28 protein-coding genes, 1 tRNA gene, 2 pseudogenes and 1 other annotated feature are annotated in these 25267 nt (G+C 30.1%); of the genes and pseudogenes, 16 read left to right on the forward strand and 15 right to left on the reverse strand.

Features of this window, described 5'->3' with window-relative positions; genetic code table 11:
* Window positions 1-159 precede the first annotated feature (159 nt).
* Window positions 160-396, forward strand: a complete 237-nt coding sequence (locus K7H06_RS04320) for a hypothetical protein (RefSeq protein WP_223038722.1) — start codon at window positions 160-162, stop codon at window positions 394-396.
* A 52-nt stretch (window positions 397-448) separates the two neighbouring features.
* Here K7H06_RS04320 and K7H06_RS04325 read toward each other — a convergent pair whose 3' ends face one another.
* The 3 genes from K7H06_RS04325 to K7H06_RS04335 form a co-directional block, all read right to left on the reverse strand.
* A complete protein-coding gene (locus K7H06_RS04325) occupies window positions 449-694 on the reverse strand; it encodes a hypothetical protein (RefSeq protein ID WP_223038723.1) in 246 nt (81 codons plus the stop codon).
* Window positions 695-720: 26 nt separating this feature from the next.
* Window positions 721-1998 carry an ArsB/NhaD family transporter gene (locus K7H06_RS04330; protein ID WP_246637636.1) on the reverse strand — a complete coding sequence of 426 codons (1278 nt, stop codon included), beginning with the start codon at window positions 1996-1998 and terminating at the stop codon, window positions 721-723.
* 224 nt (window positions 1999-2222) lie between these two features.
* Window positions 2223-2708, reverse strand: a complete 486-nt coding sequence (locus K7H06_RS04335; RefSeq protein WP_223038725.1) for a hypothetical protein — start codon at window positions 2706-2708, stop codon at window positions 2223-2225.
* 180 nt (window positions 2709-2888) lie between these two features.
* Between K7H06_RS04335 and K7H06_RS04340 the strand changes: the two genes are divergently transcribed.
* Window positions 2889-2962 (forward strand) — tRNA-Gly (locus K7H06_RS04340).
* Between the two features lie 75 nt (window positions 2963-3037).
* The gene (locus tag K7H06_RS04345; RefSeq protein WP_223038726.1) at window positions 3038-3682 is read left to right on the forward strand and encodes an MBL fold metallo-hydrolase; all 645 of its coding nucleotides are present in this window, start codon (window positions 3038-3040) and stop codon (window positions 3680-3682) included.
* An 82-nt stretch (window positions 3683-3764) separates the two neighbouring features.
* Here K7H06_RS04345 and K7H06_RS04350 read toward each other — a convergent pair whose 3' ends face one another.
* Window positions 3765-3908, reverse strand: a complete 144-nt coding sequence (locus K7H06_RS04350) for a polynucleotide phosphorylase (protein ID WP_223038727.1) — start codon at window positions 3906-3908, stop codon at window positions 3765-3767.
* Between the two features lie 238 nt (window positions 3909-4146).
* On the opposite strand from K7H06_RS04350, the gene K7H06_RS04355 reads away from it, so the two are divergent.
* Window positions 4147-4323: a hypothetical protein gene (locus K7H06_RS04355; RefSeq protein ID WP_223038728.1), complete on the forward strand. Its 177-nt coding sequence runs from the start codon at window positions 4147-4149 to the stop codon at window positions 4321-4323.
* A 31-nt stretch (window positions 4324-4354) separates the two neighbouring features.
* Here the strand turns inward: K7H06_RS04355 and K7H06_RS04360 are convergent, their stop codons facing one another.
* Together K7H06_RS04360 and K7H06_RS04365 are read right to left on the reverse strand one after the other, a co-directional pair.
* Window positions 4355-4621, reverse strand: coding sequence for an ABC transporter substrate-binding protein (locus tag K7H06_RS04360; RefSeq protein ID WP_223038729.1), 267 nt, complete (start codon window positions 4619-4621; stop codon window positions 4355-4357).
* 31 nt (window positions 4622-4652) lie between these two features.
* On the reverse strand, window positions 4653-6248 hold the full coding sequence (locus tag K7H06_RS04365; RefSeq protein ID WP_223038730.1) for a recombinase family protein: 1596 nt from the start codon (window positions 6246-6248) through the stop codon (window positions 4653-4655).
* Window positions 6249-6453: 205 nt separating this feature from the next.
* Between K7H06_RS04365 and K7H06_RS04370 the strand changes: the two genes are divergently transcribed.
* Window positions 6454-6633: a hypothetical protein gene (locus tag K7H06_RS04370; RefSeq protein ID WP_223038731.1), complete on the forward strand. Its 180-nt coding sequence runs from the start codon at window positions 6454-6456 to the stop codon at window positions 6631-6633.
* 102 nt (window positions 6634-6735) lie between these two features.
* Window positions 6736-7836 (forward strand): GerAB/ArcD/ProY family transporter, encoded by a 1101-nt coding sequence (locus K7H06_RS04375; protein WP_223038732.1) that lies wholly within the window; start codon window positions 6736-6738, stop codon window positions 7834-7836.
* Window positions 7837-7840: 4 nt separating this feature from the next.
* Here K7H06_RS04375 and K7H06_RS04380 read toward each other — a convergent pair.
* Window positions 7841-8338: pseudogene (locus K7H06_RS04380) on the reverse strand (ABC transporter substrate-binding protein); the annotation flags it as partial.
* A gap of 97 nt (window positions 8339-8435) precedes the next feature.
* Between K7H06_RS04380 and K7H06_RS04385 the strand changes: the two are divergent.
* The gene (locus K7H06_RS04385) at window positions 8436-8612 is read left to right on the forward strand and encodes a hypothetical protein (protein WP_223038734.1); all 177 of its coding nucleotides are present in this window, start codon (window positions 8436-8438) and stop codon (window positions 8610-8612) included.
* Between the two features lie 34 nt (window positions 8613-8646).
* Here K7H06_RS04385 and K7H06_RS04390 read toward each other — a convergent pair whose 3' ends face one another.
* The 4 genes and pseudogenes from K7H06_RS04390 to K7H06_RS04405 form a co-directional block, all read right to left on the reverse strand.
* Complete coding sequence (locus K7H06_RS04390) at window positions 8647-10185, reverse strand: methyl-accepting chemotaxis protein (RefSeq protein WP_223038735.1); 1539 nt, start codon at window positions 10183-10185, stop codon at window positions 8647-8649.
* A gap of 247 nt (window positions 10186-10432) precedes the next feature.
* Complete coding sequence (locus K7H06_RS04395; RefSeq protein WP_223038736.1) at window positions 10433-11917, reverse strand: recombinase family protein; 1485 nt, start codon at window positions 11915-11917, stop codon at window positions 10433-10435.
* Window positions 11918-12058: 141 nt separating this feature from the next.
* Window positions 12059-12271: pseudogene (locus K7H06_RS04400) on the reverse strand (ABC transporter substrate-binding protein); the annotation flags it as partial.
* A 147-nt stretch (window positions 12272-12418) separates the two neighbouring features.
* Window positions 12419-13513 (reverse strand): HD-GYP domain-containing protein, encoded by a 1095-nt coding sequence (locus K7H06_RS04405; protein WP_223038738.1) that lies wholly within the window; start codon window positions 13511-13513, stop codon window positions 12419-12421.
* Between the two features lie 155 nt (window positions 13514-13668).
* Between K7H06_RS04405 and K7H06_RS04410 the strand changes: the two genes are divergently transcribed.
* The 7 genes from K7H06_RS04410 to K7H06_RS04440 all read left to right on the forward strand — a co-directional run bounded on the left by K7H06_RS04410 (window position 13669) and on the right by K7H06_RS04440 (window position 21645).
* Window positions 13669-13821, forward strand: coding sequence for a hypothetical protein (locus K7H06_RS04410; RefSeq protein WP_223038739.1), 153 nt, complete (start codon window positions 13669-13671; stop codon window positions 13819-13821).
* Window positions 13822-14430: 609 nt separating this feature from the next.
* Window positions 14431-14775 carry a hypothetical protein gene (locus K7H06_RS04415; RefSeq protein WP_223038740.1) on the forward strand — a complete coding sequence of 115 codons (345 nt, stop codon included), beginning with the start codon at window positions 14431-14433 and terminating at the stop codon, window positions 14773-14775.
* A gap of 64 nt (window positions 14776-14839) precedes the next feature.
* Window positions 14840-15056, forward strand: a binding site (T-box leader).
* Between the two features lie 35 nt (window positions 15057-15091).
* A complete protein-coding gene (locus K7H06_RS04420) occupies window positions 15092-15319 on the forward strand; it encodes a hypothetical protein (RefSeq protein ID WP_223038741.1) in 228 nt (75 codons plus the stop codon).
* Between the two features lie 27 nt (window positions 15320-15346).
* Window positions 15347-18007, forward strand: a complete 2661-nt coding sequence (locus K7H06_RS04425) for a valine--tRNA ligase (RefSeq protein ID WP_223038742.1) — start codon at window positions 15347-15349, stop codon at window positions 18005-18007.
* 195 nt (window positions 18008-18202) lie between these two features.
* The gene (locus tag K7H06_RS04430) at window positions 18203-19498 is read left to right on the forward strand and encodes a bifunctional folylpolyglutamate synthase/dihydrofolate synthase (RefSeq protein WP_223038743.1); all 1296 of its coding nucleotides are present in this window, start codon (window positions 18203-18205) and stop codon (window positions 19496-19498) included.
* 25 nt (window positions 19499-19523) lie between these two features.
* A complete protein-coding gene (locus K7H06_RS04435; RefSeq protein WP_223038744.1) occupies window positions 19524-21383 on the forward strand; it encodes a sigma 54-interacting transcriptional regulator in 1860 nt (619 codons plus the stop codon).
* A 55-nt stretch (window positions 21384-21438) separates the two neighbouring features.
* Window positions 21439-21645 carry a hypothetical protein gene (locus K7H06_RS04440; protein WP_223038745.1) on the forward strand — a complete coding sequence of 69 codons (207 nt, stop codon included), beginning with the start codon at window positions 21439-21441 and terminating at the stop codon, window positions 21643-21645.
* Window positions 21646-21667: 22 nt separating this feature from the next.
* On the opposite strand, the gene K7H06_RS04445 is transcribed toward K7H06_RS04440, so the two are convergent.
* Window positions 21668-21919 (reverse strand): TIGR03905 family TSCPD domain-containing protein, encoded by a 252-nt coding sequence (locus K7H06_RS04445; protein ID WP_223038746.1) that lies wholly within the window; start codon window positions 21917-21919, stop codon window positions 21668-21670.
* Between the two features lie 152 nt (window positions 21920-22071).
* On the opposite strand from K7H06_RS04445, the gene K7H06_RS04450 reads away from it, so the two are divergent.
* Entirely contained in the window at window positions 22072-23013 is a 942-nt protein-coding gene (locus tag K7H06_RS04450) for a YncE family protein (protein WP_223038747.1), read from the forward strand.
* Window positions 23014-23043: 30 nt separating this feature from the next.
* Here the strand turns inward: K7H06_RS04450 and K7H06_RS04455 are convergent, their stop codons facing one another.
* The gene (locus K7H06_RS04455) at window positions 23044-23574 is read right to left on the reverse strand and encodes a DUF4364 family protein (RefSeq protein WP_223038748.1); all 531 of its coding nucleotides are present in this window, start codon (window positions 23572-23574) and stop codon (window positions 23044-23046) included.
* Between the two features lie 109 nt (window positions 23575-23683).
* Window positions 23684-23887, reverse strand: coding sequence for an alpha/beta-type small acid-soluble spore protein (locus K7H06_RS04460; RefSeq protein ID WP_223038749.1), 204 nt, complete (start codon window positions 23885-23887; stop codon window positions 23684-23686).
* 250 nt (window positions 23888-24137) lie between these two features.
* Between K7H06_RS04460 and K7H06_RS04465 the strand changes: the two genes are divergently transcribed.
* The gene (locus K7H06_RS04465; protein WP_223038750.1) at window positions 24138-24827 is read left to right on the forward strand and encodes a 4Fe-4S double cluster binding domain-containing protein; all 690 of its coding nucleotides are present in this window, start codon (window positions 24138-24140) and stop codon (window positions 24825-24827) included.
* A gap of 15 nt (window positions 24828-24842) precedes the next feature.
* Here the strand turns inward: K7H06_RS04465 and K7H06_RS04470 are convergent, their stop codons facing one another.
* Window positions 24843-25031: a hypothetical protein gene (locus K7H06_RS04470; protein WP_223038751.1), complete on the reverse strand. Its 189-nt coding sequence runs from the start codon at window positions 25029-25031 to the stop codon at window positions 24843-24845.
* Between the last annotated feature and the right edge of the window lie 236 nt (window positions 25032-25267).

Below are 25267 nucleotides of genomic sequence, written 5' to 3' on the forward strand. Positions count from 1 at the left end.
TCTATTAGTATTCCAAGGATATAAAGAAAAATACAAAAGACCATTTTTTTTTAGGAATGAAAAGAAGATAAATTTTCCAAACATAATCTACTCATATTTGCACAAAATATTTAATGTAAGCTTAAAGCTTACCAAAATTACAAGTGGAGGAATGCCAGTATGTATAATAATATGGGAAATGTTCCGAACTTAAAGAACTCTAATGCTGTTAACCAAAACGAAATTCAAAAAGCAAAACAAAATATGGGAAATTACGGGACAGCTGGACAGGGAATGACATCAGGAATGCCTTCAACTGGTGCAAATCTTACTAGTTCGTCTGCAGTTGGTGGGTTAGAGATTCAAGAAGCAAGGAAAAAAGTCCAAAATAACGGCATCCAAAATACAATGTATTAATGAAAGCATGTAATTTTGAAAAAACCCTAAGGATTAAATCCTTAGGGTTAAACTATTTTATATTCAAGGGTCTACCCCAGAATAAATAATCTTCTTTATTTATGTTTGTTGGAGTAGCTGGTTGATTTTTTTCATTATTTATATTTATATTGATTCCCCAGAATGCTAATTCTTCATCGGATAAAGTATTTTTTTTATGAGGATGATATGTATTTTCATAATGAGCAAATACATAAGATGTACTTAATAGAAATAGGATGAAGATTGTTAAGGTTAAAATTTTTTGTTTTTTGAACATAATGATGATACCTCCTGTTTGAATGATTATAAATAAAATATATATAAATAAATACTAGACAGTATAATAGATAAAATCATTAAAGGAAAGGCGATTTTCATGTATTCTTTAAAAGAAATTTTATGATTATGCTTTTCTAAAATGCCTGCAACAACAACATTTGCAGAAGCTCCAACTAATGTACCGTTTCCTCCTAAGCATGCACCTAATGCTAATGCCCACCACAGAGGTGTAATATTAAAGTTAGATAATGTACCAATACTATTGATTAAAGGAATCATTGTTGCAACAAAAGGAATATTATCTAAAAATGAAGATGCAAGGGCAGAAACCCAAAGAACTAAGAGTGTAGTAAGCATAAGATTTCCTTTTGTTAAACTTACAACGTTTTTGGCAATAAAATCAATGACGCCAACTTTTTCAAGGCCTCCAACTAAAATAAAAAGAAAGGCAAAAAAGAAAATAGTAAGCCATTCAATTTCTTGTAAAATTTCTTCAGGATCTACATTACTAATCAACAATAATATGGAAGCTCCTCCTAATGCAACTGTTGCTGTTTCTAGACCAACCAATTGATGTAGTGCAAATCCTAATATAGTTATAAGCAATACAAATAGAGATTTTTTTAGGAGTTTTGTATCTGTTAAAGCTAATGTTTCATCCATTTTCATGATTTTTGATTTAAGACTTTCTTTTACGTGTAATTTAGGCTTGCATATTTTTTTTATAAAGAAAAATGTTACTAAATAGATAATTAGAACAACAGGTAATAAATTAGATATAAAATCCATAAAACCTAATCCTGTTTCGCTACCGATCATAATATTTGGAGGGTCTCCAATTAATGTTGCTGTACCCCCTATGTTAGCGGCTAATATTTGGGATAACATAAATGGGATAGGATCTACTTCTAGGGTTTCTGTTATAACTAAAGTAACAGGTGCAATCAGTAAAACGGTTGTAACGTTATCTAACAGGGCCGAGGAGATAGCTGTAATGATACATAACATAAGGAGTATATGCCAAGGATCTCCTTTTGCAAACTTTGCTGATTTAATAGCAATATATTGAAAGACACCTGTTTTTTTTGTGATGTTAACAACAATCATCATGCCAATAAGTAGGCCAATGGTATCAAAATCAATGGATTGAAAAGCAAATTCTAAATCGATTATGCGAAATAGTACAAGTAATAAAGCGCCAAAAAAGGCAATAGTCATACGATTGATTTTTTCGGATACAATTACAGCATATGTAAGAATAAAAATAGTTATAGTTATATATAGTTGAGATGAATAAACCAATAGAATACCCCCTTTTACCAATTTTAAAAACAATAGATATATTGTAACCATTCTTTGTGAATTTAAAAAGAATGATTTTTGGCAATATTAATGGATTATGTGGAATGAAGAAGGATTATGTCTAAATAGGTTTAAATTGCGTAGTATTATGAAAAAATTAATATAGCATACATGATTATAAAATAAAAAAATTCAGATCACTTTATAAAGTGGTCTGAATTTTTTTATTTTATAGTATCTGGATCTTTTTCAAAATGGATTTTTGTGCTTATATTTTTGGTTTCAATAAGTTCTTTTTTCAATTCATTGATTTTTTCATTGATTTTTTTAGCTTGTATCCCAGATACATTATAATACAGATATAATTCCTCAAAATCTTTAGCGATATGGGTAAGGGATTTGTTGATTTCTATGAATTGTTGGAATTTTTTACTTTTCTTTGCATTTTTCATTTGTAAAATATCATGTTGGATTATGTTAATAACATTATCTTGAGTTGGATAGGTACCAAAGTTCAGAGGATAAGGACAGCGTCTTTGTAAAAAATAATCTCCTTTGTCATTAATATGATATACGTACTTAATGATGGTATCTTCAATTTGAACACGAACAAAATGCATAACACCTTCAATGACTTCTACATGAGCTCCCATTTGCTGCAGTTTAATTTGATGAATATTTTTTTGTAAATTTATAAATCTTCGACTCAAAATTTTTTCATCTCCTTTTTAGATGCAATCAAAATTTCTTTATATTTGTATAATAATATACTTAGAGAAAAAGAACAATAAGAAAAGAAATGAATCTAGAAGATAAAAAATATAAATATGTATGTTTTGTAAATATTGACAATTATGCAGATGAAGATTATAATAAAATTATTAATAGATGCGGGCATAGCTTAATGGCAGAGTCCTGGCTTCCCAAGCCAGTTGTGCGGGTTCGATTCCCGTTGCCCGCTCCAAACAAATTGAAATAAGCTCTACAGTGAATCTGTAGGGCTTATTTTGATAATAATATAAGAAAAAGGAGCTAGGAGATGAGATTAGAAAGACTTGTTGTTGGAATGTTAGAAACAAATGGATATATTCTTTATGATGAAAATACATTAGAAGCTTTTATCATTGACCCAGGAGATGAAGCTAAGACTTTTGTAGAGCATATTCATAAAAGTCGATTAAAGCCTATAGGTATTATTCTTACCCATTATCACTATGATCATATAGGGGCTGTTTTAGAACTAAAGAAAAAATATCCTATGCCTGTATATATTCACAAAAAAGATGTAGAAGGATTGAAAGATCCTAATGTCAATTATTCAATAAGTAGTTTTAGAAAATCTATTGCTATTATACCTGAACAGATATTAAAAGATGGGGATAAAATAGAAGTTTCTTGGGTAACTTTAGAGATTATTCATACCCCTGGACATACTCCAGGCGGTATTTGTATAAAGGTAAAAGATGAAAATATTATATTTACAGGAGATACAATTTTTAACATGGATTTAGGAAGAACTGATTTAGAAGGTGGAGATGATCATGCAATGAAAAATTCCATTCGTAACAAGGTTTCAAAATGGAATGATGAAATGATGATTTATCCTGGACATGGAGATTCTAGTTTGATGGAGTATGTAAGAAAAAAGAATGTTGAATATTTGAATATAATGAAAAGAAGATAAAAATGATAGGTAAAAATACAAAAATGACAGTAACATAGTTGCTGTCATTTTTTTTTTTTTTGATTTTTTATTTTTTAAAAAGTTATCTTTCCATTACCATAAAATATACTTGCTTATTAATATTATTATTGAATTTATTTTCAAGTTCTCTTAATTGATCTTGTTCTTCTTTTGTAAGATTTGCATAGTCTAGTTCTTTTAATGAATTTAGATATTGATCTTGCATGATAACCCTCCTTTTATCTTAATAGAAGTATGTGTAAAAAATAAAGATACAATACAAGGTAAAAAAAGCATGATGAAATAAAATTTGATAAAAATTCAAAGTACTGTTTAGGAATATTGTAACAAGTTAGGATTATGGAATCAGAAAAGTCAAATAATGAAAAGGTATATCTATGTAAGAAGAAGAGGAAACTAAAATAAGAAATTTTATTAAAATGAATGCTAAAAGGAGGATAACAATGGAAAAACGTTATGTGATCAGAACAGATGAAAAAATTTCAGATTCTATGAGTAGAAAAGAAGCCATAAAAAAAGTAAGAGAATATGATCATCAAGGGATTTCTGCTTATATTGTTTCTGAAGAGGAAGGTGAAAGGCTAAAAAACAGTGAGTGGAATACACCAAAGTGGAGTTAAAAGCAAATTGCCCACAAATAGTGGGCAAATATTATTGAATAGATTTCATTGCTTTTTCGGCAAATTTTTTGGTTACGATTTTTTCATAAGGAGCTCTTTTATCTAATTCTCCTGCGAGTTCTACAATATCCATCATATGATTTAATCCCTCTTCTGTCAGAATTAAATCAGGCTTCCATGTATCTTGATCTTTATATCTTTTTGCAACAGCTGTGAGAATATCAAGATCTGCATCAGGAAATTGTGGTGAAATAGATGTTGCAATTTCTTCAGGTGTATGATTTTCTACCCATTTCATACCTTTAGCTATGTGCTATTATTCGTAACGTTTAGTTTTTTAAATAGAGGTGTAAATTTTGCCCATCCCATACTAATTTGTCAATAAGTTTGTGAATAAGTTGTTGCTTTTCTTTAAAATTATAACTATCTATATTATTAACTTCTTTTAATAAATCTATCATGCTTTCCGGATTCAATTTTTTCAACAAAGTGTTTTTTTCGTTTTCATTTAATCTATTTAATTCCATTTCTAAATCTTTTATTTCTGTATCTATTTTATTAATTTTAGCTAGTATATATTTAGAAGCAGCTGCATTTTCTGAATCAATTATTGTTATGATTAGTTTATCGATGGATGATTTTTTCTTTTTTATAGTATTTCTTATATTTGCTTTTATAGCTTCTTGACCTTTTTTATGAGCATCAAAGGTCTGAAGCTTTTTATTAAGAAATCCTTCTAAAATTATATTTTTATTGTGGATGTTCTTTAATTGATTGATGACTTCTTTATCGGTTTTTGATCCATTCAAATTTTTAATATTACACAAACTTCCATTTGTACGTTCTTTTCTTCTACAAACATAATAATAATACTTTATATTGCCTTCTGTATCTTTTTGAATGCTAGCGGCTTTCATAGTCTCTCCACACTGGCACTTTAATAGAGGCGTAATTAAGCTGATAGTACTTGTACCGTTTTTTATTGATTTATTTTGATTTTTTTCAATAATATTTTGTACTTTGATCCAGTTTTTTGATGTTATGATTCCTTTATGCTTACCAACTCCTAAAAACCAATTTTCTTTATCTCTTATTTTCCAATTTTTCTCATCATGTTTTGAATAGGCTAAGATTCCACTGATACCATTAAAATTTTTTTTACTGGCAATAGTTGCTCCGTGATTCATAAAGTATTGATGGGATAATTGATCAGCTATACAGTAAACTGGATTACGCAAAATGTAACGAAGAGTAGATGGGTTGAAAAAATTTTCATTTCTTTTTATATTATTTTGTATAAGATAGGATTCAACTTTTGTAAAACTGCATAATTCAAGGTATTTAGTGTATATTTGTTTAACGATTTTAATTTCACTAGGGATAGGAATAAGTTTGTATAGTGTTCTCATTGAACCTTCATGGTTTACAACTTCTAATTGTTTACTTGTAAAGCCATAAGGGGTTTTTCCGCCTAGCCAGCGACCTGTTAAGGCTAATCTTTGCATATTATCTTTAATACGTTCAGCTATGGTTTCACGCTCTAACTGGGCAAAGACAGAAGAGATATACATCATTGCACGTCCCATTGGAGTGGATGTGTCGAATTGCTCTCGAATGGATACAAATTGTATATTGTTTTTTTGTAGCATTTCTATTGTTTTAGAAAAATCCAATACATTCCGAGTTATTCTATCTAGTCTATAACAGATTAATACATCAAAATTTTTATTCTTAGCAGCTTTAATCATTTTCTGATACTTTGGTCTATCTGTATTTCCTCCAGAAAAGCCTTCATCTTCATAAATAATAAAATCAGAAATATTAAAGTAATTGTTAGCATATTCTTTGCATAGATCAATTTGATTTTGTGTAGATTCTCCTGTACCTGTAAATTTTGACTTCCGTGAATAGATTGCTGCTCTCATAAAATCACCTTTTAGATAGGACTTTAGTTTATTTTATTAGATGAATTTCAAAAGTAGTACAGGAGTATAAAAATTTAGATTAACTTTTATACAACTATGAAATTTGATGTTGTAATACCCAAATAAGAAAAGTTGTAAAACTTAGTAATGAGACAATCCAAATATACAATAATATCTAGGAGAATGATAAAAAGGAGACATATTTATGAACGTTATTTTGCACATGCCAGATAGAGAGTATATATCTGAATTACTAACAGAGCAAATGTTTTATGTACTATGTAATAGAGTTGATGAATATGCAAAAGAAAATAATCTTAGTGAAAATGAAAAAGCGTTTGTTTATAAAAGATTATTAGAAGAAGTTAGAAAAGAAGAGAATTAGTAAGGGTAAACAAAAGATAAATTACAACAAATGTTCATAGAATTAGAATATTTAAGTAAATAAAGCAAACAATAATTAAAAACTATCGTGGAGGAATAAATAGTGAATAAAGAAGTCATTTCTGATAAGCAAGGTATAGTTCTTATGATCATGTTTTTAATAGGCACCTCTACAATAGTAGTAGCAGGATTAGAGGCAAAAAGAGATTTTTGGTTAGCTATTGTTATAGCAATATTTATGGCATTGCCTATGATATTTATATATGCTCGTTTGCATTATATTTTCTATGATAAAGATTTATTTGATATTTGTAAAATTTGCTTTGGAAAGTTTATAGGAAAGGGAATAGTTATATTATATACTTGGTACTTATTTCATTCCGTTACATTAGTTATACTAAACTTTGGTCTATTTGTTAATACAGTTGCTTTTATGGATACTCCTCAAATAATACCTATAATAAGTATTGCTATTTTATGTATTTGGGTAGTAAAAAAAGGTATGGAAGTGATGGGAAGATGGACTGAACTTATTTTGCTTGTATTTATTGGCCTTATATTTATTGCAATATTATTATTAATTCCCAATATGAATATTAATAATATACAACCTATTTTGTATAACGGGGTAAAACCAATTGCAAAAGGGGCTATTTCATCATTTTCATTTCCATTTGGTGAAACAGTAGTATTTACTATGTTTTTTTCTACTTTTAAAAAGAAAAAATCCTCTTATAAAATATATACCATAGGTTTATTGATAGGAGGAATCATATTATTGATTGTTTCTATAACTGATATTTTAGTTTTAGGAGCAAATACAGCTTCAAGTACATACTTTCCATCCTATAATACTATAACAAGGATCAGTATAGGGAGTTTATTACAAAGACTGGAGATTATAGTAGCTACTATATATGCATTTGGAGCATTTGTGAAAATAAGTATATATTTATTAGCTACTTGCAAAGGATTTACTAAAATATTTGAGTATACTGATTATCGATTTATAGTAATACCTGTCTCTTTGCTTATGATTAATTTATCTTATTTTGTACATGATAGCATAATGTATAATATGGAATGGACTTCGGAAATATGGCCATACTATGCCATTCCTTTTCAGGTGATTTTACCTATTATTATATGGATTACTGCTGAAATAAAAAAAAGCAGTGGGATTTTTACGAATAGAAATACATAGCATTATAGATTGCATTTGTAAACTTTTGTATTACTTCAGGTTCTTTTTCTATAAAGCTTTTCTTTGAACAATAGCAGGTATAAGGGATATATCCACCAGCTTCACCGATGGAAGCAACAATATGACCAGCCCCTGACTTTTCAAGCATTGAAGCCACTGGTTCAAATAATGTTACAAAATCTCCTTCTCCACCAGTAAAGGCACCTGCCATAACAGCAAATTGGATATCGGTACGTACATTTACATCCTTTTCTGGAAATACTTTATTTTGTTTTAGTACATATTCTAATGTCATTTCAGGCATGCCGCCTTTTCGTCCGCCAATGATCGTTTTGCCGGCTACATCTTTAAAAGTGAAGTTAGGCATAGGTTCTCTTGCCATTAAGAAAGAACCATCTCTTTGGGTAAGCTGAGCAAAGTTTACGGCATAATCATCTTTTCCTTTATTGAAAACATATACAGATGCTTCAGGACCCATAAAACCAATATCTACTTGATCAGATGAAAAGGATACCTTAACATAGGATTTTAATAAAAGGAATAGGGACAAAGTCATTTTTCATATGTATTAGTAGTAAATGTTGAAAGGAAGAATGCATATGAACGATTGGGTAGAAACTCCTTATGGGAAGAGGTATAAAGAGGACCATGGCACATCTGTAGCTTTTTTTAGGACAGCTCCAGATGAGCATGGCAATAGAATTTTGCCTGATGAAGTTGTAGATATTATTTTGGAAGAGCATATGAATTTAGATGAATGGATAGAGGGAGAATAAGTATAGAGTAGATTACAAAATAATCTAGTAGAAATTAGATCAAAGCAAAGTCCGCCATTAAACTGCCTATAATTTCACCAGATTGATTTTTTAGAGGGATAGCCATGCCTAAACAATAGTTGCTTGAATCCATAGATATGTAAGCTTCAGAAATATAATCTTTTCCAGCTATGGCTTGCTTAAAATATTCTCTATGACTGTAATTTCCATATATATCATCTTTAAAGTCTATTTTGTCATTCATACCTACAGCGATGGTATCTCCATTTAAGTTAAATAGATTAATGATTTCAAAATAGGTATGTTCCTTAATAATTTCATTAAGGAATTTTTCACAGGATGTTTTATCAAAGTTCCATAATATAGGATTTTGAGCTGCTTCTTTTAGACAATCCATGGCCTTGTTGATTGATTTTTGTGTAGTAGCATCTATTGTATAGTCTTTTACAAAAGAATATACAACATTTTTTATTTCTTCCGTCATGGTGTTTAATTGTTGAAGGGAAGTAAACATATCTTCAATAATGATGGATTGTTCATCTGTAGTAGCAGAAACTTCTTGCGCAAAACTGGTATTTTGTTGTGAAGCTGTAGAAACATTTTTCATGAAATCTTGTATATGAGAAATCACATGAACTTCTTCTATTGCTAAATGGTAAATATCTTCCACTGTAGTAAGGGTGGTTTTTGTGGATGTAATAATCATATCAAAATATTTTTTAGCATCATCTGCAATGGTAATATTTTTAATGACATTCTCAGAATCATTTTTGATTTCTTGTGCAATGGTTTTAATTTCATCTTGTAAGGTATGAATTAGGTTTTTTATTTCATTAGAAGATTTTGCAGACTGATCTGCTAGCTTTTTTACTTCATTGGCTACAACAGCAAATCCCTTACCCGCATCCCCAGCTCTTGCAGCTTCAATAGATGCGTTTAATGCTAATAAATTGGTATGTTCACTAATGGCATTAACAGAATCAGTAATACTATTGATTTGTTGTGTTTTTGCCTCTAGAGCATTAAATTTTTCGGTTAACTTTAAACTGTGATGTGAATTTTGTTGCATAATATCTAGCAATTTTTCAAATACGGCAATACTTTTATGAAGGGTATCATTTGTGGAGAGTGCTTGTTTTTTAGCATCTTCTGTTTTATTTGTAATAACATGAAAATCTTTATTGATTTTTTCCGTATAATGATGAGCTTTCATGACAGATTCTGCTTGAGATTCAAAATTCTTTGCAATTTCTGATATTACTTGTACATTTTGCTTTGCGCCATGATTAATATTTTCTGCATTCTGAGTGATTGTAAGAGCATACTTTTGTACATGGTCAACGGATGAATTTACATTTGCGATCAAGAATCTCATATTCTCTAGCAAGAGATTTAATAGATTCCCCATATTAGCCAAGAAACCCATTTCTTTTGTATGAAATTTTTTAGTAAAGTCTCCATTGGTTAAAGGATGAATTTTTTTAGTAGTAAATTTAATATTTCGTAAGATCAGAATATTAAATGTGAGTGATATGATTAATAAAACTGTTAATAATATTGTTAGTATAAGCATAGTAGTACCTCCTTAAGTCATATTAGTAACAAAATATATATTCTACAAATTTAGCCATATTCCTTTTATACTTTTTTAAATTTTATGAAAATTATACTTGGATAGACTGATTGCATACAAAGAATAGTTAAGTATAGAATTTTAATGAAAAGAATAGGATATAAAGTAGAAAGAAGATGATGACATTATTAAAATGAAAATAATTAAAAATTTAGTTTAGTATTTGAAATTAAATCGGAATACCAGATTAGATTTTATAATAAATATGAATTTTTTTTCTTGCATAAGGTTGATCATTATCAAAGACTTCTATACGTTCAATAATTCTATTTAAAAGTTCCTTTTGGGTATAAAAAGAGAGGGTGTCGAATTTATTGTTAAAGGATTTTATAGAGAGCATGAAGTTTTTATCTCCTTGGTAATTTTTTATAGTATTTAGATTAGAGTGTAGCTTATTTAAGAGCGTCTTTTTTGCTTCCTTTTCTTTAGATAATTTTTTCTTTCTGTTGATGAAATCTGTCTCTGTGATGATTTCTCTTTCAATTAGTTCGAATAGTTTATCTTTTCTTCTTGAAAGACTGCGAATACTATCTTGTATTGTAGCAATCTCATTTTCGATGGTATGTAACTTATGTTCTTTTTCTTCAACTAATTTTTTATTCATTTCATAAATCATGCTTTTAGACTGTTCTATATTTGGAATACTCTTTTTAATTGCTTTCATTACTACATTTTCTGAGATGTAATGATGTGTACATTTTCCATAGTGTTTATAGTTTTTACAAGTAAAAAAAACCTCCCCATTTTTTCTGCGATTTCGCAGCATATACTCTTTGCAATCTCCACAAAATAGGAATCCAGACAATAGGTTTGGTATTTTAGAAGAAGTTCCACGGTTTTTTTTTCGTCTATTCATATTTTCTTCAGATTTACAAAATAAATCTTTAGAAATGATAGGAGTAAAGAATCCTTTAAAAGTCTGATAGGTATCTGAATACACTATTTTTTTTTTGCCATTTCTTTTTACATATTGTTGTCTTTTATGGATCATCTCTCCATAATAAGTAGGGTTTTTCAATATACGAACAATACTAGAGCTAGTAAAAGGTTTATGATTTCTAGTGAAATATCCTAAAGTATTAAGATGAATGGCAATACTTCTAGTTCCCATATTTTTATTTGCACTAAGATCAAATATTTTTTTTACAATCAAAGCGTCGTCTTCATTAATTTTAAGGGTTTTGTCTTCACTGATTTCATAGCCTAAAGGAGGTTTACCCCCTCGCCATTTTCCTTCATTCAGTATTTTTTTATGAGCTAATTGTATTCTTTCACTTATAGAAGATCTTTCAAATTCAGCAAAAGAACCAAGCATATTTAGCATCAACTTTCCAGATGCAGTAGAAGTATCAAAGTTCTCTGTTTTAGATTTAAATATGACATGATAGCTTGTAAATATTTCTAGTATTTTCATCAAATCAGCCATATCCCTAGAAATTCTATCTAATCTCCATACTAGTGCTACATCATATTTATTACAATGGGCTAATAATTTTTTTAAGGCAGGTCTGTCCATAGTACTAGCAGAGTATCCAGCATCCACATAAAAATCATAAATTTTATAATCAAATGCAGTACAATACTTTATTAACTCCTGACGTTGTGCCTCAATAGAGTGTCCACCAGAAGCTTGTTCTTCTGTACTAACACGTAAGTATAGGGCAGCTTTCAAACAAATCACCTCGTGAGTTATGTATATTAAGACATATGCAAAGAACCATAATATTTATTACAGATTTATAAATGATTGAAAGATATAAATGAAAAGGACGGATTATGATGATTCTGTATCTTATCTTTAGGTAGCATGATTAGATAAAAGTGCAGTCATAGTTTTATCAGCTCCTTGACCGTTGATAAGCTCAACTTCAAGTCCTTTCTCTTTAAAGAATCCTTCTGTGATGGCTACATATTGAGGCGCATAAAATACGGAGTGAGTTACTTCAGCTACCCTTACTTTTGTAAGAGCCTTTTCTCCACAACCAGTGAATGTAATGGATAAAAGCATAAGTAGTGAAAGGACCATAGCTATTTTTTTTACGCTTTTCATACAAAATCCCCCCAAAATAATAAAAGTTTTTACATAATTTTATTATATTCAGGGAAAAATCAATGGTTACAAAATTAAAATGAATAATGGAAATAAAAAAAGAGGTTTTAACATTAAAAACCTCTAAATAATTTCTTCGATAAAAATATTTCGTTCTTCTTTTAAATCAACAATGGTACCGTCTACTTGGACAATAGGCTTTGAAACCATATCTTTGTTAATAAAAACAATTTTAGCTTCTTCTCCTGTAGAGAGAAGGCACCAATTGCCTATGTAACAAGAAGCAATATGATTGAGAAAAGTCAATAAAAATTTGGTATCAAACTTTCTGTAACCAGTGTTTTCGAAATGACGAATGACTTGAAACGGACAAAACTTTTTTCGATAAGAACGTTGTGAGGTCATTGCATCATAAATATCTGCAATAGCTATAATTTTAGCATAATCATTGATTTGTTCATTTTTTGCATTTAAGGGATATCCGCTGCCATCATATCTTTCGTGATGCATTAATATAGCCATTTTAATATTATAGGGAATATCTTGATGTTCTACTAAACGGAATCCATAAATAGGGTGTTTTTTTATTTCTTCAAATTCTTCCTCGGTTAATTTATCTGGTTTGTTTAGAATATGATTGTCAATTTGAGTTTTCCCAATATCATGCAAAAGTCCAGCAACAGATAGGTCTTTTAAAGCTTTTTTATCAAAACCTAACCATTCTCCGAATACATGACATAAAAGAGAAACGTTTACACAATGGGTGTAAGTATAATTATCTGTTGTTTGAAGATTATGAAGGAAACCGAATAAATCACTTTTTGAGTCTAATATATTTTTTAAGTCATGACTAATGGAATATAAGTTTGTAATGTTAATATTTTTTCCTTCACTAATATCTAACATATAGTTTTCTAATGATTCAATATTTTCACTGTAAGAGGACTGAAAAGATTGAAAAGATGATTTTTTGGTTATAGAATTGTTTCTCATTGGAGTAGATATGGAAGATTGTTCTTTTACTGTTTCTTGAGGTAAAGCTTCTTTGATTGAAATCATACAGATTTGATAAAGCTTTAATCGAACAATACTTTTTTTATTCAGCATCGTGTTTTTTGTAGCTAATGTAAAACCAGTATCTGTAATAATATCTTTGGCAAGAATCATACCGGTCTTAGCTTGATCAACAGGGATTGTTTTTGTTATACATTTAGTCATAGCATTCACCTAATTCACAGTTTTTTACAATAATAAATTTGACAAAATATGAGTATATAAAACTATAAAATGGTATATTTTGGTTTAATATACAAATTTATTATATCATATTCATTATTATTGAGCAATCGATTGTAGTTTGAGAAGCACTCTTAGTGGCAATTGTTATTCTCCTTGAAAAAGATTTTGGACCTATGTATAGAGCTGAAGTAAGAGCTAGAACAACGGGGAAGGTTATACGTGATGGTGCTATGCCAATGATGTCAAAAGAGATTACTGAAACTAGTTTTTTTTCTATATTTGCTTAAATAAAGAAGATGTAAAATTTCATAGTTGAGGGATCATATTCAAGAAAAATGAATGTTTCTAAAATCAAGATGGGTCGTCAAAATAATTGAGCATTAAAAAAAAAGAGAATATGATGATAGAAAAAATAAATATATACCCTAAAATATGATATAAAGTAATGGCATGATAGAATGTTGAAATGCATAATAGGATGAACCATAATAAAATAAAGATTCGTAGTGCTAATTTTAAATTAGACCAATAAGAACGCAAGGCATGTGCAGTAGCAAAAATGAGATAAAATAATAATAGGAACCCTATGAAGGCTAAAAAAATTCCTGCTATTGCGTGATTTGCAAGACTTTGGATAGAATGAAAGGATGAGTCAATCGTAAGCCAAGTATCTTTTGGCATATGCAAGAGTATGTCACTAAGGAATATACATAAAACCCCAAGGATTAATTGAAGCATATAATGAAAAAGATTAAAGTTTTCTTTCATAAATATTCCCCCTTAAAAACTAAATATGCGAATTCTATGAAAAAATGCAAAAAAAATTATTAAATGGAAACAATATGGAATATATATATAATAAGAGAACTTTATGAATCGTGAAAAGGTGGGGTTTTATGAATTGCAATATAAAAATAGATGAGGGAAGACATAGATACGGATATATAAGAGGAAAGGTAGATGGTTTTGAGTGGTATGCATTGGTTCATAAGGAACAAAGTGAGAATGGGATTAATCCTTATAATCTTCACAATGGTCAGGGAAGAGTGACAAGGTTATGTGTGTATAAAGATATGGTTGAACATGGAGGGAATCCTTATGCGCCTACTTGTAGTGTAAAAAGATTCATTTATGCAAATTATAAAAGAGAATGGGATGTACTCAATAGTAATCATATAGGGATGGTAAAAGAATTAATAGGTTATTTAGAGAGACGATATTCTTTAAGAATCGTAAAATAATTTATGTTTACATATTGACTTTTAGGATGAAAAAAATATATAATAGTGGAAAAATGACTACAAAAAACAAACATTGAGGAAGAGGAGTAAATAATGAACCCCCTCTAGAGAGGGAAATCCGTAGGCTGGAAGATTTCTTAGGGGAGTGTTATTGAAGGTAGCTTCTGAGTTGCTGAATTGAATATTAGGTAGATTCAGCCGGGAAATCCCGTTATAGATCAATAAGAGCCAGTGAAGCTGGAATTAAGGTGGTACCGCGAAAAGTTCCTTTCGTCCTTATTTAGGATGAAAGGTTTTTTTATTTGGGAGTGAGAAGATGTTTTTTATAGGCATAGTGATTTTAATGATTGGGGCAATATTTGTTTATCGGACAAATGATTGCATGAAGCTTTTCAGAATGAAAAATCTTATTCGTCTAAAAGGCATAGGATTAATTGTTTCAATTATAGGAGTTTTGATGATCTTATATGGAGAGTTTCCGAAAAGTTTAGAATTTATTAGAATATTTTTTGGTAGAATATTTAAAGATTTTGGAATTCGTTAGAATATTTTTAAAAAGAGGAGTGTTATCATGACCATTAAAAATTTGGATAAAACTTATAATCCACAAGAATTTGAAAACAGAATTTATGAAGAGTGGTTAGACAAAGATTATTTTAAGGCAGAAGCTAACCCTGAAAAGGACCCATATACTATTGTATTGCCACCACCTAATATTACAGGACAGCTTCATATGGGACATGCTCTTGATCATACCCTACAAGATATATTGATTAGATGGAAAAGAATGCAAGGATATGAAGCGTTATGGCTTCCTGGAACAGATCATGCAAGCATTGCAACAGAAGTAAAAGTAGTAGAAAAAATATTAAAAGAAGAAGGAAAAACAAAAGAAGAGCTTGGAAGAGATGAGTTTTTAAAAAGAGCATGGGAATGGAAAGAAGAGTATGGTGGAAGAATTGTAGAACAAATGCAAAAGCTAGGAAATTCTTGTGATTGGTCAAAAGAAAGATTTACAATGGATGAAGGATGTAACAAAGCTGTAAGAGAAGTTTTTGTAAGATTATATGAAAAGGGATATATTTATAGAGGAAATCGTTTGATTAACTGGTGCCCAGATTGTAAAACTTCCCTTTCTGATGCAGAAGTTGAGCATGAAGAGCAGGGCGGACAGTTTTGGCATATCAAGTATCCTGTAAAGGATTCAGAAGAGTTTTTAGAAATCGCTACTACTAGACCAGAAACAGTTCTAGGAGATACAGCTGTAGCAGTACATCCAGAGGATGAAAGATATGCTCATTTAGTTGGAAAAACTTTAATATTGCCTATCGTAGGAAGAGAAATTCCAGTGATTGCAGATGAGTATGTAGATAAAGAATTTGGTACAGGAGCAGTAAAAATTACACCTGCCCATGACCCAAATGACTTTGAAGTAGGACTTAGACATAATCTAGAACAAATTACTGTTATGACAGATGAAGCAAAAATGAATGATCGAGCAGGAAAATATGCAGGACTAGATCGTTATGAATGTAGAAAAGCTTTAGTAAAAGATTTAGATGAGGCAGGATTTTTAGTAAATGTAAAAGATCATACCCACAACGTAGGAACTTGTTATAGATGTCATACAGTTGTTGAACCAAGACTTAGTGATCAGTGGTTTGTAAAGATGGAAGAACTTGCAAAGCCCGCTATTGAAGCTGTTCGATCCGGCGAAACAAAATTTGTTCCAGAACGTTTTGACAAAATTTATTATCATTGGTTAGAAAATATTAGAGATTGGTGTATCTCAAGACAATTATGGTGGGGTCATAGAATACCTGCTTACTATTGTCAAGATTGTGGAGAATTGATGGTAGCAAGAGAAATGCCTGATTGTTGTAGCAAATGTAATAGCACCAACTTAAAACAAGATGAAGATGTACTAGATACTTGGTTTAGTTCAGCATTATGGCCATTTTCCACTCTTGGTTGGCCAGATCATACAGAAGAATTAAAATATTTCTATCCTACAGATGTATTGGTAACAGGATATGATATTATTTTCTTCTGGATTGTAAGAATGATGTTCTCAGGTCTTGAGCAAATGGGAGAAATTCCTTTTAAATATGTATTTGTACATGGATTAGTACGTGACTCTCAAGGAAGAAAGATGAGTAAGTCTTTAGGAAATGGTATTGATCCACTAGAAATTATCAACAAATATGGAGCAGATGCTTTAAGATTAACTTTAGTTACAGGAAATAGCCCTGGAAATGATATGCGTTTTTATATGGAAAGGGTAGAAGCCAATAGAAACTTTGCAAACAAATTATGGAATGCAACACGTTTTGTACTTATGAATCTAGAGAAAGAAAGCTTTGATGAAGAAAAATGTGTGAAAAACTTTACCCTTGCGGATAAGTGGATTGTATCTAGAATGAATAGTGTTTCTAAAGAGGTTACGGAGAACTTAGAAAAATTTGAATTAGGAATGGCTGTACAAAAGATTTATGATTTTACTTGGAATGAATATTGTGATTGGTACATTGAATTAGTAAAACCAAGACTTTATGGAGAAGATGAAGATACGAAAGATGCGGCACTATATGTACTTACTATGGTACTTGAAAATATTTTAAAATTATTACACCCATTTATGCCATTTATTACAGAAGAAATTTGGAAGCATCTTCCTACTACAAAAGATGAGAGTGTAATGATTAGTCAGTGGCCAAAATATGAAGAAAACTTTGTTTTTGAAAAAGAAGAAAAAGACATGGAATTAATCATGGATGCCATTAGAAGTATCAGAAATATTCGAGCTGAAATGAATGTAGTACCATCTAAAAAAGCAAAAGTGATGGTTGTTGCATCAGGAGATGCTTATGACGCTATCAATGCAGGAAGAAGTTATTTTATGACTTTAGCTAGTGCTTCAGAAGTAATCCTTCAAGATGAGAAAAAGAATATTCCAGAAGATGCTATGTCTGCTGTTGTAGCAGGTGCTGAAATTTTCCTTCCATTAGATGAATTAGTTGATTTTGAAAAAGAAGTAGAAAGACTAGAAAAAGAAAAAGCAAAACTTGAAAAAGAGTTAAAAAGAGTAAATGGAAAACTTTCTAATCAAGGATTCTTAGCTAAAGCACCAGCGAATGTTATTGAAGAAGAAAAAGAAAAACAAGAAAAATATCAAACCATGATGGATCAAGTATTAGAAAGACTTACTACAATGAAAAATAAAATGAAATAAATCTAAGCCGGGTTTTATACCCGGCTATTGTATATGCTTTATACATATATAATTTGCTATAATGAAGTGAAAGATAATAGACAAGAAGGCTTAAAGTGTTTATGACAAAAATAAATTTGTTTTAAAGTTCAATAAATTGGGCGTAGTTTGAAATCAATGATAGTTATAGAATGTTTAGTAATTGGAGGGGTTGTTATGGACTATAATAAAGCTTTAAACTATATTCATGGTACATACAAATTTGGAAGCAAATTAGGACTTGAGAACATTACAGAGCTATTAAAATTAATGGGAAATCCTCATGAAAAGCTCAAAGTAATTCATGTAGCGGGAACAAATGGAAAAGGTTCTACGTCTTCTTTTATAGCTTCAGTACTAAAGGGGGCTGGTTATAAAGTAGGACTTTATACATCTCCCTATCTTGAAGAATTCACAGAAAGAATACGTGTGAATGGGAAGAATATTCCAAAAGAAGATTTAGGAGAAGTCACTGGTTTTGTAAAGGAAAAAGTAGAGAAAATGGTTTCAAGGGGAATGAATCATCCTACTGAATTTGAAATTGTTACCGCAATAGGTTTTGAATATTTTAAAAGGCAAAAGGTAGATTTTTTAGTATTAGAAGTAGGCTTAGGAGGAAGGTTCGATGCTTCAAATGTAGTGAAAAATCCGTTAGTATCTGTTATTACTCCAATCGATTTTGATCATACAGATTACTTAGGAGATACCTTAGGAAAAATTGCTTATGAAAAGGCTGGGATTATTAAAGAAAATGGCTTTGTAGTATCTTTTCCACAACAAATAGAAGCTATGAAGGTTATTGAAGAAGTATGTAGCAAGAAGAATGGAAAATTAATAAAAGCACCTATTGATTCTATTGAAATTTTAAAGCAAGATGATTGGGGACAGTCATTCTGTGTAAAGTATGGAAATGAAAAAATAGAAAATATAACCATATCCATGCTTGGAGAACATCAAATTCAAAATGCTACAGTAGCACTTACTGCTCTTTATATATTAGAAAAGGAACATGGAGTGATGATTTCTAGGAATGCTTTATATGAGGGATTCAAAGAAAATATTTGGCCTGGAAGACTTGAAATTATGCAAAGAAACCCTCTTGTACTCATAGATGGTGCTCATAATCCTCAAGGAATGAGAGCTTTATCAAAAGTATTAAAAAAACTTTTTTATGATAAAAATATTATTTTAGGAATAGGAATTTTGGGGGATAAAGATGCATCTATGTTAGATGAAATTGTGCCATTTGCAAAAAAGATGGTTCTTACACAGCCCAATAATCCAAGAGCTATGTCTGTAGAAAACCTAGAAGAAATCCTTAAAAAATATAAAAAAACCATTGTTAAAAAAGAAAATATTAAAGAAGCAGTTCAAGAAGCTTTATCTTTAGCTGATAGTGAGGATGTAGTTGTTTTTGCAGGTTCTTTATATATGATCGGAGAAGTAAGGACAATACTAAAAAATAAAAGATGAAAAATGTGTTAAGAGGATGGTCCATATGTTTGAAAATAAAAGTTATATAAGGCAATTTGCAGATTTAATGACAGAGGGCTTTATCTTTATAGATCATCAAGGGAAAATACAAGTATATAATGAAAAAGCGAAGGAAATATTTGGGATTCGTTACCATCAAGGGATTGGACATGGTAAGGGGAAAATAAACCCTGGAGATATTGTTATTATTGGAGACAATTGTCTAGGGAAAGATGATGGAGGACTTACTCCAAAGGATTTAATCTATATAGGAATTGATGATCGCAAGGTGAATATAAAAGATGCATTTATAGGAATAGGTGTATATAAAAATAAAGAAATTATACCTCTTTATAAAAATCAAAGATTTCAAGAAAAACCAGATACTTTTACTTTAGAGACAAATTTTCAAAATATTAGAATTCGTATACAGATAAATTTTTTTATGAAATTTATAGAGATTGCTATAGAGAAGCAATCTTTTAAAATGAATTATATGAATGCCATAGGGCATATGGTCGTTATTGATGGGTTAACAAAGAAAGTGAAATTTTACCAAGCAGAAGGATATACGGCAAGAGGAGAAGGGATTACTAATTTACTATTAGGGAAATCCTTTAGAGCAAAGGGAGAAAATGTGGAACAATTAGATGTATTTGGTAAAGACTTATTTGAAATTCATGAAGAAGGAGATACCATAAAAGAATTTTATCAAGTAGCAAAGGGAGTGAATATAAGCTATAAAGATAAATTTACAGAAATTAATGGATATCCTACCCTTTGTACATTGGTACCTATAAGCATAGATGGTAAAAGAGTGGGGGCAGCCTTAAAAGTAGAAGATTTATCTATGCTCAAAAAAGTAATAAAAGAGAGAGATGAAGCTCTTTTTCAAATTGAACAAATGGAAAGAATGATACAGGAAGATAAAAATAGCAAAGATTTATTCTCAGAAATATTAGGAGAAAGTGATGCAATCAATCATGTGAAAAAGCTGGCGTATAAAGCATCTAAATCAAACTCAACTGTATTGTTATTGGGAGAAAGTGGTACAGGAAAAAGCATGCTTGCAAAAGCCATACATGGGGCAAGTAAATATAAAGATAAGCCTTTTATACATGTGAATTGTGGTGCTATTCCAGAACATCTTTTAGAGAGTGAATTATTTGGATATGAAAAAGGTGCTTTTACAGGTGCTAGTGTCCAAGGAAAAGTAGGACTTTTTGAAGCAGCCTCTGGGGGAACGATTTTTTTAGATGAGATTGGGGAAACAAATCCTTTCATACAAGTAAAATTATTAAAGGTGCTACAAAATAAAACTTTTTTTCGAGTTGGAGGAACAAAAGAAGTTTCTGTTGATGTGAGAGTTATTGCAGCTACCAATAAAAATTTAGAAGAAGAGATGCATAAAGGGAAATTTCGAGAGGATTTATATTATCGTATTAATGTTTTTTCTATTTGGATTCCCCCCTTAAGGGACAGGAAAGAGGATATATATTTTTTAGCTCAAGCAATGATTCCTAAAATATGTAATAGAATGGAATTAGAAGAAAAAAATATTTCTGCTAAAGCTTTGTATTTTCTAATGGAATATGATTGGCCTGGTAATATTAGAGAACTTGAAAATGTTTTGGAAAGAGCAGTAAACATTTCAGAAGAGCATAGGATAGATGAATTTTCCTTATCTTTAAAAATAGAAACAAAAAAAATAGATAGAGATGAGAATATGATTAGACCTTTAAAAGAATCTGTACATGGGGCAGAAGAAAAGGCCATAAGAAAAGCATTAAAATATTATCAAAATGATAAAATAAAAGCAATGAAAGCATTAAAAATTGGAAAAACAAGCTTTTATGAAAAAATAAAAAAATATAAAATAAAGTAGTTCAGAATTTGTGGATCTATTCATATATTTAAATATATGAATAGGAGGCATTTTTATGGGAATACTCATGTTTAGGCTTTTTAAAAGACTTAGTGATGAACAATTGATTAACAAAATCCATGAAGCTTTTAAGAATTTAAAATTGGAAGATAGATATTACAAAGAACAATTTATACTTTGTGATGAATTGATTAAAGAAGCAAAACTTAGAAATCTCTGTTGTTCAAAAGAAATTATGTATAGAAAAATATTGCATAAATAAAATCGCCTTAAGGCGATTTTATTTATGCAATTTCTTTTTTTAGGGACATTAAAGCTTTTGATAACTGATCTGGGCAAGAAGTGGACTTGTTTCCACATCTAATACCTGTTAACTTTTGGATGGCTTCATCTACAGACATTCCTTCAAGAAGAATACTTAATCCTAGTGTATTTCCAGGACATCCTCCATGAAATTTAACCTCTTTGAGCATATTATTTTCTACAGAAAAAGAGATTTCTTTTGCACAAACACCAGCTGTCTTATAAACATACATATTTAAATCCTCCTACTCAAAATAGAATCTATACAAGATATTAATACATAAAAGGGAAAAGGTCAATAAAAACAATTCACAACAAATAAATAGTTGCATAAAATGATATAAAGGTAATGGAAAAATTGCTGACTATTTTTAGGGGTGAAGGGATGGGAAATAACTTTGAAAAGATGGTTTTTATAGCGAATATGGGAGAGGATACGATTTCTGTTGTGGATTTAGTGAGTCTAGGAGAGTCGTATAAAATAGGCTTGAATGAGGATTATTTTCATAAAATGAGGAAACCAACCCTTGGACCACATCATATGATTATTGATTATAATAAAAAATATCTTTATCTAACCAATTCCCATAATGGAAGTATTAGTATTGTTGATTTAATTGAAAATAGGGTTATTGATAATATTTGTGTGGGAAGCTGTCCAAGTCATATGGTATTTAGCAAAAAAAATAAAATGATCTATGTTTCTAATGCAGATTCAAATTCTGTTTCTGTGATTAGTACAGAAAGAAGAGGTCTATTGGCGCAAATACCTGTTGGAAGGATGCCTCATGATATTCAATTAAGTAAAGATCATAAAAAACTGTATGTTGTGAATGTAGATTCCAATACTTTAACCATCATTGATACCCTTACAAATGATGTAGAAAAGTCTATTTATGTTCATCAAAACCCTTACCATATTGTACTCAATAAGGATGGAAGTTTAATATTTATCGTGAATACTAGTTTTTCAAGAAGGGAAGGGGGAAGTATTACAATTTTAGATAGCAAAGAGATGAAAGTTATAGATCGAATAAGGATAGGAAAAATGCCTATAGAAGCAGTAGCTGGAGAGGATGAAGATATTTTATATATTACAGATGCAGAACTAAATGCTGTAAATGTTTTAAGTGTTAAGAAGAAGAGACTACTCGATAGAGTTTATGTAGGAAGAATGCCAGGAAGTATTGGAAAAGATGAGAAAAATCAGTATTTGTTTGTTGGAAATATGCAGGATAATAGTTTAACGATTATTGATGCTAAAAAATTTAAAATTTTAAAAAACATCCCTGTAGGAATAGAACCAAGTGGGATTTTATGTATATAACCCCCTTAGCTTGGAGAAGTATAAAGGGGGTTATGGTTGTATAAGCAGATTAATAATCTGACCATAAATATTTTGAGCTTCATTTTTCCATTTTTCACAGATTTGTTTTGCTTGTTTGTTAGAAACTACGTTTAATTTTAAGTCGATTAAAGTGATGTTGTTTTCGGTTACTTTTAGATCAACCATATAATCATTTTCTTTTTCTTTTGTGTAATCTGCTGTAATATGTCTTGCTTTTAACAGTATTTTTTTCTTTTCTTCAATAGATGTTTCTAATGTAGTAATTAATTCATTTGATAATCTGTTTTCAAAATACTGAAGCGTGCGTTTTCCTTTTTCTGTTATTACATAGAAAAAACTGTTGTTACTTTCGCTATATTCGAGCATGCCAGTATTTGTTAGTTCTCCAAGAAATTGTTGCAATGAAAAATAGTTCATATAATCTTTTTCCATGACAAATTGTGTAATTTGTGTGTTTGTAAGTGGCATTGAAAATTCATCAAATATGTACAACAATATAAGCTTATGTTCAGCTAATCGTTGTGTATTATTATCAAACATCATCTCACCTGCTTGCAGAGTTTTCTATATTGATTATAGCATATTCTCACGAAAAAAGAAAAAAATAAAAGGAGAAATGATTGAATCATTTCTCCTTTTATTTTTATATTTATTTACCAGCCATACTTCTTTCAGCAGCTTCAACTAATCGTTTAGTCATGTATCCTCCAACATAACCATTTTGTCTAGAAGTTAAGTTTCCTTTATCCATATTTTCATAATTTGCAAGTCCAAGTTCACCAGCGATTTCAGCTTTCATTTGATTTAAAGCCATTCTAGCTTCAGGAACAACTGCTTTATTATTGTTTGCCATGGTTTTTCCCTCCTAGTAAAGTTTGAAGTCAACATCTTTTGATGTTGTACTATTAATTTAACCAGATAGAAAAAGAAATATGTTAGTACATTTTGTAATGTAGTATAATTATTGGTGAAAATGAAAAAAATAATTAAATTTACTATTTTTATTATATTTCTATGTAAAAAGAGCAGATGATTTTTTTATATGTATTTACTATGAATTTAGGTGGTATAATGAAATAAAAGTTTAAAGGAAGGAAATGTTTATGAATCAAACAAATCAACTAAAAGAAAAAATAAAAGAATGGGGAGTTTCAAAAGTTGGAGTTGGATATGTAGAAGATGTATTACCTGAAAATCTTAAACATTTAAAAACAGGCATTTCTATTGCTGTAAGATTATCTGATGAAATTATCAGTCAAATAGAAGAGATGCCCACGCATACTTATTTTCATCATTATCGAACAGTAAATGCATTTATTGATCAGGTGACGTTAAAAATTTCGCTAGCTCTTCAAGATTTGGGATATTTAGCCATGCCTATTCCTGCATCTCAAAGTGTAAATATAGATGGTAAACAGTATAGAGGAATTTTTCAGCATCGAACAGCAGCTACAAGAGCAGGCCTTGGATGGATTGGAAAAAATGCTTGTTTAGTTACAGAAGAATTTGGACCAAGAGTAAGGCTAGGAACGGTTTTAACAAATATGAATGCAGACTATGATGAGCCCACTGAAAGATCTCAATGTGGTGATTGTAAAAAATGTGTGAGTAGCTGTCCTGCATTAGCACTACGAGGGGCATTGTGGCATCCAGGAATAAAAAGAGAAGAATTAGTAGATGCAAAAGCCTGTAGTATGCATATGCATAATCATTACCAACATATTGGAAGAGGTGTGGTATGTGGGCTTTGTGTAAGTATATGTCCTAAGGGTAATAAAGTGTTAAAAAGATAGGGTAGAAATACTACCCTATGTTAACTTTCTATCCATCTTTACTTTTACATCTTTTCTAGTACCATGTTCATGATGACTTTCTAATTGAGCTTTTTGAGATTTTGGCTCATGTAAAAAATGTCTTTCCTCGGTTTTGAAAGTTCTTCGACCTGATTCTACTCGACGACCTTTTATATTAGTATAACTGCTTCTTATAATAGACAAGAAAAGACCTCCTTAGAAAATATTGAATGCTTTTGCATTCATTTTTAGTTTTTGTTTAATTTTAAAAATTATGTCTTGTAAAAATTTGATTTTTTTAAGAGAAAAGAAATTTTTGGTAAATTGATTGATAATATTTTACAAAAAACAAGGAATTTCTATTTTTTCTAAGGTTTACAAACTAGATTATCGTGTAAGAGTATTATATAATTATAGAGTAAGATGTAAATGAGGGAGGA

Origin of the sequence: Crassaminicella profunda (assembly GCF_019884785.1) — a bacterium.
Taxonomy (GTDB): Bacteria; Bacillota; Clostridia; order Peptostreptococcales; family Thermotaleaceae; genus Crassaminicella; species Crassaminicella profunda.